The sequence below is a fragment of the Intestinimonas sp. HCP28S3_D6 genome, assembly GCF_052065695.1.
Lineage (GTDB): Bacteria > Bacillota > Clostridia > Oscillospirales > Oscillospiraceae > Intestinimonas.
This window is the reverse complement of record NZ_JBQHTM010000061.1, coordinates 1-13,590: the sequence shown is the minus strand read 5'-3', so window position 1 is coordinate 13,590 and position 13,590 is coordinate 1. Positions and strand designations below refer to the sequence as shown.

At 58.9% G+C, this 13,590-nt stretch carries 12 protein-coding genes and 1 tRNA gene; 8 read left to right on the top strand and 5 right to left on the bottom strand.

The window, feature by feature from the left end; all coding sequences use genetic code 11:
* Nucleotides 1–52: 52 nt before the first annotated feature.
* The 4 genes from ACTNBK_RS15170 to ytvI all read right to left on the bottom strand — a co-directional run bounded on the left by ACTNBK_RS15170 (nucleotide 53) and on the right by ytvI (nucleotide 6,650).
* On the bottom strand, nucleotides 53–2,179 hold the full coding sequence (locus tag ACTNBK_RS15170) for a sodium-translocating pyrophosphatase (protein ID WP_441147374.1): 2,127 nt from the start codon (nucleotides 2,177–2,179) through the stop codon (nucleotides 53–55).
* A 417-nt stretch (nucleotides 2,180–2,596) separates the two neighbouring features.
* Nucleotides 2,597–4,033, bottom strand: a complete 1,437-nt coding sequence (locus ACTNBK_RS15165; RefSeq protein ID WP_441147373.1) for a TrkH family potassium uptake protein — start codon at nucleotides 4,031–4,033, stop codon at nucleotides 2,597–2,599.
* A complete protein-coding gene (gene trkA, locus ACTNBK_RS15160; RefSeq protein WP_441147371.1) occupies nucleotides 4,030–5,454 on the bottom strand; it encodes a Trk system potassium transporter TrkA in 1,425 nt (474 codons plus the stop codon). The genes ACTNBK_RS15165 and trkA overlap by 4 nt, the downstream gene beginning before the upstream one ends.
* A gap of 122 nt (nucleotides 5,455–5,576) precedes the next feature.
* The gene (gene ytvI / locus ACTNBK_RS15155) at nucleotides 5,577–6,650 is read right to left on the bottom strand and encodes a sporulation integral membrane protein YtvI (protein ID WP_441147369.1); all 1,074 of its coding nucleotides are present in this window, start codon (nucleotides 6,648–6,650) and stop codon (nucleotides 5,577–5,579) included.
* A gap of 238 nt (nucleotides 6,651–6,888) precedes the next feature.
* Between ytvI and ACTNBK_RS15150 the strand changes: the two genes are divergently transcribed.
* From ACTNBK_RS15150 to ACTNBK_RS15115, 8 genes are all read left to right on the top strand, one after another.
* Nucleotides 6,889–7,329, top strand: coding sequence for an ACT domain-containing protein (locus ACTNBK_RS15150; protein WP_130850711.1), 441 nt, complete (start codon nucleotides 6,889–6,891; stop codon nucleotides 7,327–7,329).
* 48 nt (nucleotides 7,330–7,377) lie between these two features.
* Nucleotides 7,378–8,586 carry a homoserine dehydrogenase gene (locus tag ACTNBK_RS15145; protein WP_441147367.1) on the top strand — a complete coding sequence of 403 codons (1,209 nt, stop codon included), beginning with the start codon at nucleotides 7,378–7,380 and terminating at the stop codon, nucleotides 8,584–8,586.
* A 67-nt stretch (nucleotides 8,587–8,653) separates the two neighbouring features.
* Entirely contained in the window at nucleotides 8,654–9,877 is a 1,224-nt protein-coding gene (locus ACTNBK_RS15140; RefSeq protein ID WP_441147365.1) for an aspartate kinase, read from the top strand.
* A gap of 116 nt (nucleotides 9,878–9,993) precedes the next feature.
* A complete protein-coding gene (locus tag ACTNBK_RS15135; protein ID WP_441147363.1) occupies nucleotides 9,994–11,337 on the top strand; it encodes an MATE family efflux transporter in 1,344 nt (447 codons plus the stop codon).
* 633 nt (nucleotides 11,338–11,970) lie between these two features.
* Nucleotides 11,971–12,046 (top strand) — tRNA-Thr (locus ACTNBK_RS15130).
* Nucleotides 12,047–12,116: 70 nt separating this feature from the next.
* On the top strand, nucleotides 12,117–12,281 hold the full coding sequence (locus ACTNBK_RS15125) for an antitoxin VbhA family protein (protein ID WP_294515415.1): 165 nt from the start codon (nucleotides 12,117–12,119) through the stop codon (nucleotides 12,279–12,281).
* Nucleotides 12,266–12,865, top strand: coding sequence for a Fic/DOC family protein (locus tag ACTNBK_RS15120; protein WP_294515411.1), 600 nt, complete (start codon nucleotides 12,266–12,268; stop codon nucleotides 12,863–12,865). Before ACTNBK_RS15125 ends, ACTNBK_RS15120 begins: the two co-directional genes overlap by 16 nt.
* A gap of 64 nt (nucleotides 12,866–12,929) precedes the next feature.
* Entirely contained in the window at nucleotides 12,930–13,232 is a 303-nt protein-coding gene (locus ACTNBK_RS15115; RefSeq protein WP_294515413.1) for a DUF6809 family protein, read from the top strand.
* Between the two features lie 28 nt (nucleotides 13,233–13,260).
* Here ACTNBK_RS15115 and ACTNBK_RS15110 read toward each other — a convergent pair.
* Nucleotides 13,261–13,590: hypothetical protein (locus ACTNBK_RS15110; RefSeq protein WP_441147361.1), on the bottom strand; the 330-nt coding region annotated here is incomplete at its 5' end.

The window sequence follows — 13,590 nt, the reverse complement described above, 5'->3', positions numbered from 1 at the left end:
AAAAGAAACAAAATGGGCGCGCCGGGGGGGCGGGCGCCCACTTTCATTTGGCTCACAGAATGTTCATCAGGTTGAAGGCCACGATGAGGCCGGAGAACACGATGGAAACGGTGGAGCACAGCTTGATGAGAATGTTGAGGGAAGGACCGGAGGTATCCTTGAAGGGATCGCCCACGGTGTCGCCCACAACGGCGGCCTTGTGGCAGTCGGAGCCCTTGCCGCCGTGGTGGCCGGACTCGATGTACTTCTTGGCGTTGTCCCAGGCGCCGCCGGCGTTGGACATGAACACGGCCATGGCGAAGCCGGTGACGGAGACGCCGCCCAGCAGACCCACCACGCCGGTGGGGCCAAGGATGAGGCCAGTGAGGATGGGCACCACGATGGCCAGCAGGGCGGGGACAACCATCTCGTGGAGGGCGCCCTTGGTGCACAGAGCCACGCAGGAGGCGTAGTCGGGGTCAGCCTTGCCGTCCATGATGCCGGCGATCTCCCGGAACTGACGGCGGACCTCCACCACGATGGACTGGGCGGCGGTCTGCACGGCGCTCATGGTGAAGGCGGAGAAGACGAAGGTGAGCATGGCGCCGATGAACATACCGACCAGCACGGTGGGGCTGGTGAGGGTGAAGTTGAGGACCTCGGTGGTCTTGGTCTGGACAATGTCCACATAGGAGACCAGGAGGGCCAGAGCGGTGAGGGAGGCGGAGCCGATGGCGAAGCCCTTGCCGGTGGCGGCGGTGGTGTTGCCTAGGGAGTCCAGGGCGTCGGTGCGGTCACGGACCTCCTCGGGGAGGCCGCTCATCTCGGCGATGCCACCAGCGTTGTCGGCCACGGGGCCGTAGGCGTCGGTGGCCAGGGTGATGCCCAGGGTGGAGAGCATGCCCACGCCGGCGATGCCGATGCCGTAGAGGCCGCGGTTGAAGCCGTCGGTGAAGAGGCCGGCGCTATCCACCACGGTGAGGGAGCCGCCGGCAGCGAAGTAGCTGATGAGAACGGCGGCGGCCACGATGAGGATGGAGGCCACGGTGGACTTCAGGCCCAGGGAGATACCGCCGATGATGACGGTGGCGGAGCCGGTCTCGGAGGAGGCGGCCAGCTTCTGGGTAGGCTTGTAGGTGTCAGAGGTGTAGTACTCGGTGAAGTAGCCGATGGCGCAGCCGCCGATCAGGCCGGCCAGGATGGCCACATAGACGCCCCAGTTGCCCAGCACGATGTAGGTCAGGGGAGCGGCGACGATGGCGGCCAGGACGGCGGCGGTGTAGGTGCCGGTACGCAGGCTCTTCAGCAGGGACTTCTGGTCGGCGTCCTCCTTGGTGCGGACCAGGAAGGAGCCGATGATGGAGCAGATGATGCCCTCCACAGCCAGGAGCATGGGCAGAAGCATGCCGGCGAAGCCGTAGCCCGCCACGGCGGACAGGGCAAAGGTAGCCAGGATGGAGCCCACGTAGGACTCGTAGAGGTCGGCGCCCATGCCGGCCACGTCGCCCACGTTGTCGCCCACGTTGTCGGCGATGGTAGCGGGGTTACGGGGGTCATCCTCGGGGATGCCGGCCTCCACCTTGCCCACCAGGTCGGCGCCCACATCGGCGGCCTTGGTGTAGATACCGCCGCCCACACGGGCGAAGAGGGCCATGAAGGAGGCGCCCATGCCGTTCATGACCATGATGTTGGCCAGAGCGGAGGCATCGGTGATGCCGAAGGCGTAGTGGAGCAGGAAATACCAGATGGAGATATCCAGCATGCCCAGACCAACCACGGTGAAGCCCATGACGGAGCCGGAGGAGAAGGCCACCCGCAGGCCCTTGTTCAGGCTCTCAGAAGCGGCCTGAGCGGTACGGGCGTTGGAGTTGGTGGCGATCTTCATGCCCACGAAGCCGGCCAGCATGGACCAGATGCCGCCGGTGACGAAGGCGAAGGGGGTGAACTTGGAGAGCATCTCGCCGTTGGAGCCAAAGGCGATGATGAGCAGGATCACAAAAACCACCACAAAGACCTTGGCCACAGTGGTGTACTGCCTCTGAAGATAGGCGTTGGCGCCCTGACGAATAGAGGCGGCAATCTTTTTCATGGTGTCATTGCCCTCCGAGAAGGTCATGACCTTCCGGCTCTGGACATAGGCAAAGAGGATGGCCAGGACGGCGCCCACAATGCCAACCCAGAAGTAATTTTCCCAATTCAAAATTCCTCACTCCTTTTGCATGCGCACGCCGGGACGCGTGCGCTCCTTGTCTATAATTTTAGCAGATTGAAGAGGATTTTCAAGATTTCCACCCGGTCATTTCAGCATCTTGACGAAGTTTTTACAGTTCCTACGAAAATGAAATGTCCTTTCTGTGCCTTTCCGTGCATTGTTGCCATCACATGGAAAAAGGAAACAGTAAACGAAAATTGTGCCCCTTCAAATGAAAAGAAAATAGACTTACGAGCGGCGGAAGTAGGGAAAAGCCGCAGTGTTGTCAAGAAAAAAATTTTATGCTTTGCACAAAAAGCAAAAGGGAAGAAAAGGAAAAGACAGGGCCGCACACGCTCGGCGGCCCTGCCTTTGGTCAAAAAAACCATATGCAAGAAATGGCAATCTTTCCGTCTAAATGGGAGGTCAGATCCGCTGCCAGGCGCTCTTGCTGAAGAGGACCAGAATGGGGAAGACCTCCAGGCGTCCGATGATCATACACATGGAGAGGACGATCTTGGAGATAGGGGAGAAGCCAGCAAAATTGCCCATAGGGCCCACCTGCTCCAGACCGGGGCCAATGTTGCCGATGCAGGCCACTACGGCGGTGAAGGTGGTGCCAAAGGAGAAGTTGTCCAAAGCCACCACCAGCATGGCAGAGAAGGCGATGAGCATATAGGTGCCCAGGAAGACCATGACAGTGTGGAGCACTTTCTCGTCCACCACACGGCCGTCCAGCTTGACCACGCTCACCGAGCGGGGATGGAGGATCTGGCGGATCTCCCGGCGCACGCACTTGAGGAGCAGGAGGATACGGGAGCATTTCATGCCACCGCCTGTGGAGCCGGCGCAGGCGCCGCACAGCATCAGAAGGACCAGGAGCATCCGGGAGAACTCCGGCCACAGGTCGAAGTCCACACTGGAGAAGCCGGTGGTGGAGATGATGGTGGACACCTGAAAGAAGGCGTGGCGGAGAGATGTGAGGTAGCTGGGGTACAGGCTGTTAATGTTAAAGGAAATGAGGATCACCGAGAGTGCCACCACGATGAGGAAAAAGCGCAGCTCATCGCTCTGGAGGGCCTGCTTGACCTTACCGCAGAGAATGAGAAAATAGAGGGCAAAGTTGGCCGAAAAGAGGAGCATGAAGATGCCGATGATGACCTCAAAAACTGCGTTGTGGTAACCGCCGATGGAGATGTTCAGGACGGAAAAGCCGCCGGTACCGGCGGTGGCAAAGGAGTTGACCAGGGCGTCATAGAGGGGCATTCCCGCCAACAGGAGACAGAGGACCATGATGACGGTGAGCCCAAAGTAGATGGTGTAGAGGATCTTGGAGGTCTGGGAGGAGCGGGGGACCAGCTTGCTGATAATGGGCCCGGGGGACTCCGCCTTCATAACATGGAGGGTACGGGCGCCCAGGGAGGGGAGGAGGGCAATGGTCAGAACCAGGATTCCCATACCGCCCAGCCAGTGAGTAAAGGAGCGCCAGAAGAGGATGCCCTTGGGCAGGCCCTCCACCGCCCGGAGGATGGAGGAGCCGGTGGTGGTAAAACCGGAGATGCATTCAAAGAAGCAGTCAACAAAGGAATCAAAATAGCCGCAGGCGTAAAAGGGAATGGCGCCACAGAGACCCACCAGCACCCAGATCAGGCCGGCGGAGAAGAAGCCCTCCCGGGCGTGGAACCGGGTGTCGGAGCGCAGGAGGGAGAGGAGAAAGCCCAAGCCGGCGGTGATGCCGATGCCGAAGAAGAACGGGGTGGGGTCCTCCCGGTAGAGGAGGGCCACACACAGGGGCAGAAGCATGCTGGCTGCCTCTACCAGCAGGGTCTTGCCTGCCAGACGAAAGACGAGTCTGAAATTCATAGCTCCAGCCCCCGGTCCAGCAGGTCTTCCTCGGAGTTGTCGCCCCGGCGCTCCAGCAGGGAGTCATCAAAGATGTCGTTGATGTCCAGAATACCGTGTCCGCTGGAGATAATGATAACGGTGTCCCCCATCTCAATGGTGGAGGAACCTTCGGGGACGATGGTGCGGCCCTGGTGGATGATGACGGCCACCAGGATGCCCTTTTTGAGGTGGAGGTCCTTGAGGGGGGTGCCCAGATGGCGGGTAGTCTGGTTGACCACGAACTCCATGGCCTCGGCGCCTCTGTCACCGATCTTGTAGAGGGTGTTCATGACGCTGCCCTTGGAGTTCTGGCGGCCACGGACGATCTGAAGGATCTGGTTGGCGGTGAAGAGCTTGGGGGAGATGACACTCTCCAGCCCCAGATGGCGAACGATGCCGGTGTAGTTCTGGCGGTTGCACTTGGCCACCACCTTGGGGACCTCACGCTGCATGGCGTAGAGGGAAATAATGAGGTTGTCCTCGTCGCGGTCGGTGAGAGCCACGAAGGCATCGGATTCGCCCAGGTTCTCCGACTCCAGCAGCTCCTGGTCGGTGCCGTCGCCCATGATGATGAGGCTATGGGGAAGGTCTTCGGAGAGCTGGCGGCAGCGGGCCTCCTTGAGTTCCACGATCTTTACCCGCATGTTCATGCGCTCCAGGATGGAGGCCAGATAGTAGCTGATGCGGCCGCCGCCCACCACAAAGACGTTGCGGATGTGAGAGGCATACCGGCCGATGAGTTTGAAAAACTCGTGGACGCCCACAGGGGCGCCAATGAGGTAGATCCGGTCTTCCGCCTGAGGCACGAAGGAGCCGTCGGGGATGATGACCTGACCGTTGCGGTCGGCGGCACAGAACAGGATGGGCAGGCCCTTGACCCGGTCAGACAGATTGGAGAGGGGCTGTCCCAGGAAGAAATCGCCCTCCCGTGCCCGGAAGCTCATCAGCTCCACCCGGCCACGGTAGAAAGTCTCGATGTTGGCGGCGGAGGGGAAGCGAAGCAGCCGGGCGATCTCCACGGCGGTGGCCCGCTCCGGATTGATGAGCAGGTCGATACCCATGTCACGCTTGAAGGCGTTGACGTCCACGGTATACTCCACGTTGCGGACCCGGGCCACGGTGAAGCTGGTGCCCAGGTGCTTGGCGTTGAGACAGCAGACCATATTGACCTCATCCAGGCTGGTGGCGGCGATGAGCACGTCGGCATGCTCAGCGCCTGCCTCCCGTAGTACGCTGATGGAAGCGCCATTGCCCTTGACGCACATGACGTCCAGCGCGTCGTCGGCCTTCCGCAGAGCCTCGCTGTTGTTGTCGACGATGGTGATATTATGGTCTTCCTGTGAGAGCAGTTCCGCAAGGGTATAGCCGACCTTGCCGTCGCCCACAATGATGATATTCAAAACTCCTACATCCTCTCTGGCGATGTGTAAATAAAACCATCTATAATATAGCCGAACAAGAGCGGATGTGCAAGAGAAAGCGGCAAAAAATGACAGATAAGTGGATAAAATATAAATCAGGGTCAATCCCGCCAGAGGTGTAGGAGTCCGGCGTCATGAAGGGCCTTGGTGAGCATCAGGGCCAGGGGGGTGAGCACCATTCCGGCCACGCCCAGGGCATGGAAGCCCACATACATGGCAAGCAGGGTGGCCAGAGGAGGTAGACCGGCGTGGAGTCCCACCAGCTTGGGTTCCAGCAGACTGCGGGCGGTCATCACCAGACCCCATAGGCCCAGAAGGCCTATCCCCATGGGCAGATCACCGGACAGGGCGGTGAGCACGGACCAGGGGACCAGTACCAGCCCGGCGCCCAGTACGGGCAGGGCGTCGGTGAGGGCGGTGACGGCGGCGGGAAGGAGGGGGGATTCCACCCCCAGCGCAAAGAGTCCGGCCAGGAGGAGGGAGAAGGTGAGCAGGGTGAGCAGGCCCTGGGCGCGGAGCCAGCCCAGGGCGGCATTCCGGAGGTGGAGAAGGCCGGTGCGGACGTCCTCACGGCGTCTCTCCGGCACCTGGCGCCAGAGAAAGGCCAGCAGAGCGGGGCGTCCGGCAGAGGAGAAATAGGTGGCCAGCACCGTGGTGAAGAGGCCAAGTCCCCACCGCGGGAGGGCGGCAAAAACGGCGGCGACCTGGTCCGCAGCAGCAGCGGAGAGTTGGGCGGGCAGGGCGGCGGCCTGTTTGGAGAGGGAGGCCAGGCCGTTTTGGAGCAGGGGGCGCAGCTCTGGCGGCGCCGCAGTCAGAATGCGGAGGCTCCAATGCTCCGACAGGTTGCCGGCGGCGGAAAGTGGAGCGAGGAGGCCGGGCAGGTCCCGGAGCAGGTTTTCCGACTCACGCCACAGACGCCACAGGAGTAGAAAAAGTCCGCCGCTGAGGAACAGGGCTAGAAGGAGTGTGGATAACCCCGATGCCACCCAGCGGGGCAGGTGTAGGCGGCGGGTAAGAAAACGGACAAGGGGTTCCAACATGGCAGCCAGAAGAAAACCGACCAGAAAAGGCGAAAACCAGGTCAGCATCAGTCTGGAAAAAACCCAGAGAAGCAGGCCGCAGAGGAGGAACGCACCGCCTATTTGCAGGAACCGATAAAGAGGCTTTGGGACCATTGCGACCTCCTTTCATGGCGGGTGGCCGTCTCCGGGAGACAGGCAGCAGAGGCGGGTATGGTAACAACGACGATTTTTGACTGACATTGACAGGGAAAAATCGTGGGAAGTATATGAGGAAACGCCCTTGCACATCTCAGTTTACTGTGCTAAAATAAATCCCACATGCGGACAAATGCCTGCGTGACAAAGACACGAAGACCTCTGCGCCACAGAGGGGATAGGGGAGTAGATTGCCATGGCGAATCCGCCCAAATATTTCATCGTGGAGGCCGCCGCCCTGCCGGAAATTTTTCGTAAGGTGGCGGAGACCAAGCGGCTGCTGGAGACCGGTGAGGCTGAGACCGTCCACCAGGCCACCGGGATCACCGGGATTAGCCGCAGCGCCTTTTATAAATATAAGGATGCGGTCCGGCCCTTCAACGACATGCTCCACGGCCGGATCGTGACCGTCCAGGTTCGGCTCCGGGACGAGCCCGGCGTTTTGTCGTCGGTGCTCAATAGTTTTGCCGTATCAGGGGCGAATATTCTTACCATCAACCAGGGTATTCCTACAAGCGGCTGCGCACTGGTGACCATTGGGGCGGAGACCTCCGGGCTCCAGATCCCGGTGGAGGAGCTTTTGACCCGGACCACGGAACTCAAGGGCGTCCTGAAGTGTGAGATCCTAGCGGGCTGACACCGCCCGGCGCGAACGCCGGAATTGAATCAGAGGAGAGTAGATCACATGGTGAATGTTGCGATCCTGGGGTTTGGCACCGTTGGCTCCGGTGTGGCCGAGGTGCTGGCCAAAAACGCCGACCACATCGACCAGAAGGTAGAGACGCCGGTCCGGCTCAAGTACATCCTGGATGTGCGGGACTTCCCGGACAGCCCCTTTGGGGATAAGGTGGTCCACGACTTTTCCATTATTGAAAACGATCCCACCGTGGACATCGTGGTGGAGACCATCGGCGGGGCCACGGTGGCCCTGGACTTTACCCGCCGCGCTCTGACGGCCGGGAAGAGTGTGGTGTCCTCCAACAAGGAGCTGGTGGCCGAACACGGCCACGAGCTTTTGCAGCTGGCGGCGGAGAAGGGCGTCAGCTACCTCTTTGAGGCCAGCGTGGGCGGCGGTATCCCCATCCTACGCCCCCTGTCCCAGTGCCTGGCGGCCAACGAGCTCACTGAGGTCTGCGGCATCCTCAACGGCACCACCAACTATATCCTCACCCGGATGATCCGCTCCGGCCTCACCTTTGAGGCGGCGCTGAAGGAGGCCCAGGCCAACGGTTACGCTGAAAAGGACCCCACCGCCGATGTGGAAGGGCACGACGCCTGCCGGAAGATCTGCATCCTGGCCGCCATCGCCTTCGGCCGCCACGTCTATCCCCGGCAGGTGCCTACCGAGGGCATTTCCGGTGTGACTCTGGCCGATGTGGCTTACGCTGAATCCTGCAACCGGAAGATCAAGTTGCTGGGCCGGGCGGTCAAGCAGGACGACGGCAGAATCTGCGCCTATGTGGCGCCCCACCTGGTGGACGGCGAGGCACCCCTGGCCGGTGTGGAGGACGTGTTCAACGCCATCATGGTGAAGGGCGACGCCATCGGCGACGTGATGTTCTACGGCCGGGGCGCCGGTAAGCTGCCCACCGCCTCCGCCGTGGTGGCCGACGTCATGGATGCCGCACGGCACATCCGGTCCCGCAAGCGGATCGAGTGGGGTCCCGGCGGTGACGATGTGGCGGTCGGGCCTGAGAAGATGCCTTTCCGCTGGTATGTGCGGGCGCTGGGTACGGCGGAGGACGCCCGGGCGGTGCCCGGTGCCAGCCTGCTCTCCCGCCCCGGTGCGCCTGCCGATGAGGTGGCCTTCCTCACCAGTCCCATGACCCGCGCCCAGCTGGACGGCGCTTTGGGAGCGCTGGTGCCTCAGTCGGTGTTCCGGGTACTGGAGTGAGGGCATAGACTGGTTTGGAGCCTGGCAGGCTCCCCTTTCCCATAAACGCTTAGGGGGTACATATACCATGGCACTCATTGTACAGAAATTCGGCGGGTCCTCTGTCGCGGATGCCGACCGCATCCGCAACGTGGCCCGCATCATCACAGAGACCTACCGCCGGGGACACAGCCTGGTGGTGGTCCTCTCTGCTCAGGGCGACACCACCGACGATCTCATCGCCAAGGCCGGTGAGATCAATCCCAAGGCATCCAAACGGGAGATGGACATGCTTCTCTCCACCGGCGAGCAGATCTCCTGCGCCCTGTGCGCCATGGCCATTGAGGGCATGGGCTACCCGGTGGTCTCCCTCACCGGCTGGCAGGCGGGCTTCAAGACCAACTCCGTTTACAGCGCCGCCCGGATCAAGAGCATCCGAAGCGAGCGAATCATGGCCGAGCTGGACAAGAAGAAGATCGTCATCATCACCGGCTTCCAGGGCATCAACAAGTACGGCGACATCACCACCCTGGGCCGGGGCGGTTCAGATACCTCGGCAGTGGCCCTGGCCGCCGCCCTTCATGCTGACCTGTGCCAGATCTACACCGACGTGGACGGTGTCTACACCGCCGATCCCCGACATGTGAAGGGCGCCCGAAAGCTGGACGAGATCACCTATGACGAGATGCTGGAGCTGGCGACCCTGGGCGCCCAGGTCCTGCACAACCGCTCCGTGGAGATGGCGAAGCGGTATAACGTGAATCTGGAGGTTCTCTCCAGCTTCTCCGGCCAGCCCGGGACAAAAGTCAAGGAGGTTGCGAAAACCATGGAAAAGCCCTATGTCAGCGGCATTGCCAAGGATAAAAATATTGCCCGCCTGGCCCTCGTCGGCCTGCCCGACAAGCCCGGCACCGCCTTCCGGATGTTCTCCGCCCTGGCGAAGTACAAGATCAATGTGGACATTATCCTCCAGTCCATCGGCCGCAACAACACTAAGGACATCAGCTTCACCGTGGACCTGGACGATATGGAGAAGGCCAAGCAGGTCATGACCGACCTGCAGAGCGTGCTGGGCTTCGACCATATCGACGTCACCGACGAGATTGCCAAGGTCTCCATCGTGGGTGCCGGCATGATCAACAACCCCGGCGTGGCCTCCCTCATGTTTGAGGCCCTCTACAACGCCGGCATCAACATCCACATGATCTCCACCAGTGAGATCAAGGTGTCTGTCCTGGTGGACAAGTGCGACGCCGACACCGCTGTCCAGGTCATCCACGACCGCTTCTACGAGGAGTTCGGCAATATCTGAGCCTTAAAAACTGCCCCAGCGGCGCAGAGACGCGTTGAGATGGGAGCCCGAAGATCCCGCCCTGCCAAAGGGGGATCTCCGGGCTCCCGTTCTGCGTCCAGAAGAGAGGAAAACCGATGAAACAGAAGAAACAAGACGTATTGAGCCTGTCCTGGCCCATTTTTGTGGAGCTGCTGCTCCAGATGCTGGTGGGCAATGCCGACCAGATCATGGTGGGTTGGCGGGACCCCAACGGGGTGGGCGCCATCGGCAACGCCAACCAGATCACCAACCTGCTGCTGCTGGTGTTCTCGGTGGTGTGCACCGCCGCCATGATCCTGGTGTCACAGTACCTGGGGGCCGGAGACACCAAACGGGTGGGCCGGACCTGTACCGCGGCCCTGGTGATGAACCTGATTTTTGGCCTGGCGGTGAGTCTACTGCTGATTTTGGGCTGCGGCCCCATCTTCCGGCTCATGGGGGTCCACGAGCTGATCTTTGAAGAGACCTGCCTCTACATGCGCATCATAGGCGCCGGTATGGTCTTTCAGTCGGTCTACCTCACCTTCACCGCCTTTTTCCGCAGCGCCCAGATGATGCGGGAGACTATGATGGTCTCCATTTTCATGAATTGCCTGAACATTGGCGGAAACTATATTCTCATCAACGGGCTGGGGCCCTTGCCCGCTCTGGGGGTGGCAGGTGCCGCCCTCTCCAGCGGACTGAGCCGCTTTGTGGGGGTGGTGGTCATTGCCTGCCTATTCCGGCAGCGCTTCCCCGGTCTGATCTCTAGACGGCATCTGCACCCCTTTCCCAAGGCGGAGATGCTTCAGCTCATGGGCATTGGACTGCCCACCGGCAGCGAGTCTCTCTCCTACAACGGCTCCCAGATCTGCATCCAGGCCGTCTGCAACCAGTTTGCCGCCTATGTGGTCAATACCCGGGTCTATGCCATGATCTTCGCCAACGTCACCTACATGTTCGGCTCCGCCCTCTCCCAGGCCTGCCAGGTGGTGGTGGCCCGGCTCATGGGTGCCCGGGAGATGGAGGCCACCCACCGTCAGGTCATGTCCACCCTGCGGGGGGCGGTGCTGGTCTCCGGCGGCCTCTCAGTCTTACTGTGCGTGGCCGCCCGACCGGTGTATAGCATCTTCACTCAGGACCCTCAGATTCTGGCCCTGGCCGGTACCATCATGCTCATTGAGATCCCACTGGAGCTGGGGCGGGCGGTGAACATGGTCATGTGCCGGGCCCTACAGGCCTGCGGCGACATCCGCTTTCCCACCGTCATCTGCGTCATTGACGCCTGGCTGATCGGCGTGGGCGGCAGCTTCTTCCTGGGCGTGGTGCTGGGCTGGGGCCTGGCCGGCCTGTGGGCCGCCATGGCGGCAGACGAGTGTATTCGGGCGGTGCTCTTCCTTATCCGCTGGCAGAGCGGCGCCTGGCGACAGAAATGCCTGTTGGACACGGCAAAGGGATAAGAACTGGGAAAATGCCCATACGTGTTTGCTATGGATTTTTTAACAAAATTATATATTATGTAAATTAAAGAGACGGCCTGGGCGCCAGAGTATCCTGTGTGGAGTGTGGAAAAATAGGTGTAGAAGTGCGAGGATTCCCGATATAAACAGGAAAACAATCGGTGGAAAACTCGGTGCAAAGTGTGAATAACTAGATGTAAATACATCTCATGAATCTAACTTTATGTAAACTATATGTGAAGAACTAGAGTAAGAAATAGTAAAAGTCCATCGTAAAAAGACAAGAGAATGTGGACTTTTTATAGACATAGGTAAAAATAGGAAAATAAGAAAATAACGAGAAAGGGACCGTCGGCAAAAAGAGATATACTTCTTGTATAGTCACAGTAAAGGGCTGGAAAGGGCAGCAGGCGGTACGAAACTCGCTTGACAACCCGGGGCGGATATAGTATCATAACAAAAGCAGTTTGCAGTCCTGGTGCTGCAGACGGGCTAGTGTGGCTCAATGGCAGAGCATCTCACTCGTAATGAGAAGGTCGCTGGTTGTGGCTAAGGGTGGTAAATTAGGAAGGGCCGATTTTTGGCCGAGGAACAAACAGAGTACGGTGAGGAGCCGGGATCTCATAGAGGTATGCTGGAATAGCTCAGTCGGTAGAGCAGCTGATTCGTAATCAGCAGGTCGCGTGTTCAAGTCACGTTTCCAGCTCCAAAATGCTCCTTATCGAGGGATAAGGAGCATTTTTGTGTACAAAAACGAAGAAAAGGATTATACTGTATCCATGGAAAATGCGGAGGCATCCGTCCGCATGGAGGGATATACTGTTACCCCTGAAATGCGGGAACAGTGTAAGCGTGTGCTGCGGGGCGAGGCCACAATGGAGGAATGCCTGAAGCGTTTTCTGAAGTCCCGACAGAAGGATGATTCAGTATGGCATACAGTTTAGAGCCTGTTTCCCAGGACTGTTATCCTGGCACCACGGTGCTGGTCAATAAGCTGAATATTCGGGATGAGGCTACGCTGAATGAGGCGGAGGCCCTTATCACCTACATTAATGCCTCCAAGCTGGAGTATTGCCCGCTGGAAGGCGTTTTTGATTTTACCCATTACAAGGCGATTCACCATTTTCTCTTTTCTGAGTTGTATGATTGGGCAGGACAAGTCCGTGCAGTGAATATTAGTAAAAAGGCAACTTGTTTCTGCCGGGCAGAGAGAATTGAAACCCAAGCGCAGCTGATTTTCCAGCGACTGAAAGAGCGAGACTGTTTTAAAGGACTCTCCCATCATGACTTTGTGGATGAAATCGTGGATTTTTACTGTGTCACAAATATGCTGAATCCTTTCCGGGAGGGCAATGGCCGCACGCAAAGAACCTTCCTGGCACAACTGATTCGCAATGCTGGATATGATATCAACTGGGCCGAGGTAGATGGTGATTTGCTGATGATTGCCACCATTCAAGCGGCACAGGGAGTAACGGATCTGCTTCGGAGTGTATTTCAAGAAAGTATACGAGAGGGGGTATTTTGATCATTAACGCTGGATATGATGGTATTTCTGTGCTATTGTGTTTTGCTACAAGGAGGCGAGGCACATGAACGAGACTCTGAGATTGCTGTACGACAAATTTTATACCCCTCTGCCTATGGTGGAATCCGAACGGGAAGTGGAAACCTGCCACCGGCAGCTTATTGAGCGGTTGGACAAGCCGGAGCGGAGATTGATTCTGCGGATCATCGATGCCCAGAATCTGATGATAGAGGAACGCTCCATAGATAGTTTCGTCTGCGGCTTTCGGCTGGCGTGGGAAATGGCAAACGAACTGAATCATGATAAAGAGAACAGGCATCCGTTGCCAGCTGAAGAAGCTGAGACGGATGCCTGTTCTATGCTATAGAATGAAATTTCCGGGTATAGGCGAGGCATTACGGAAACAGCTCGATGACCGTATCCGCCGGAGCAGACGCAGACCCGCACCAAGCGGCACGAACAGGAGCGATAAGGAAAAAGGGCGGGGGGTCAATCCCAAATTTTGTGTAAACGCTAAATTGTGGTGCAAAATAGAGCAAAAATATTTTAAGGCGGGAGCGGCGCAAGCTGCTGCCGCCTTTTCTACAAAAATAACAGCGCTTCGAGGGGATGTCGGTGCCGTCAAGATTTATGCGCAAAATTATTTGCAGGCTCCGGCTGAATGAAGTCAACCGGCAATAGAGGCGTCGTCCAGAGCCGCCTCCAAGTGCTTCATGTTCATGTAT

Bases quoted from the DNA above. Each gene is read 5' to 3' on its own strand.
- ACTNBK_RS15115 (WP_294515413.1), top strand. From the start codon at position 12,930: ATGAACGAGACTCTGAGATTGCTGTACGACAAATTTTATACCCCTCTG.
- ACTNBK_RS15140 (WP_441147365.1), top strand. From the start codon at position 8,654: ATGGCACTCATTGTACAGAAATTCGGCGGGTCCTCTGTCGCGGATGCC.
- ACTNBK_RS15165 (WP_441147373.1), bottom strand. From the start codon at position 4,033: ATGAATTTCAGACTCGTCTTTCGTCTGGCAGGCAAGACCCTGCTGGTA.
- ytvI (WP_441147369.1), bottom strand. From the start codon at position 6,650: ATGGTCCCAAAGCCTCTTTATCGGTTCCTGCAAATAGGCGGTGCGTTC.
- ACTNBK_RS15150 (WP_130850711.1), top strand. From the start codon at position 6,889: ATGGCGAATCCGCCCAAATATTTCATCGTGGAGGCCGCCGCCCTGCCG.
- ACTNBK_RS15135 (WP_441147363.1), top strand. From the start codon at position 9,994: ATGAAACAGAAGAAACAAGACGTATTGAGCCTGTCCTGGCCCATTTTT.
- ACTNBK_RS15145 (WP_441147367.1), top strand. From the start codon at position 7,378: ATGGTGAATGTTGCGATCCTGGGGTTTGGCACCGTTGGCTCCGGTGTG.
- ACTNBK_RS15125 (WP_294515415.1), top strand. From the start codon at position 12,117: ATGGAAAATGCGGAGGCATCCGTCCGCATGGAGGGATATACTGTTACC.
- ACTNBK_RS15120 (WP_294515411.1), top strand. From the start codon at position 12,266: ATGGCATACAGTTTAGAGCCTGTTTCCCAGGACTGTTATCCTGGCACC.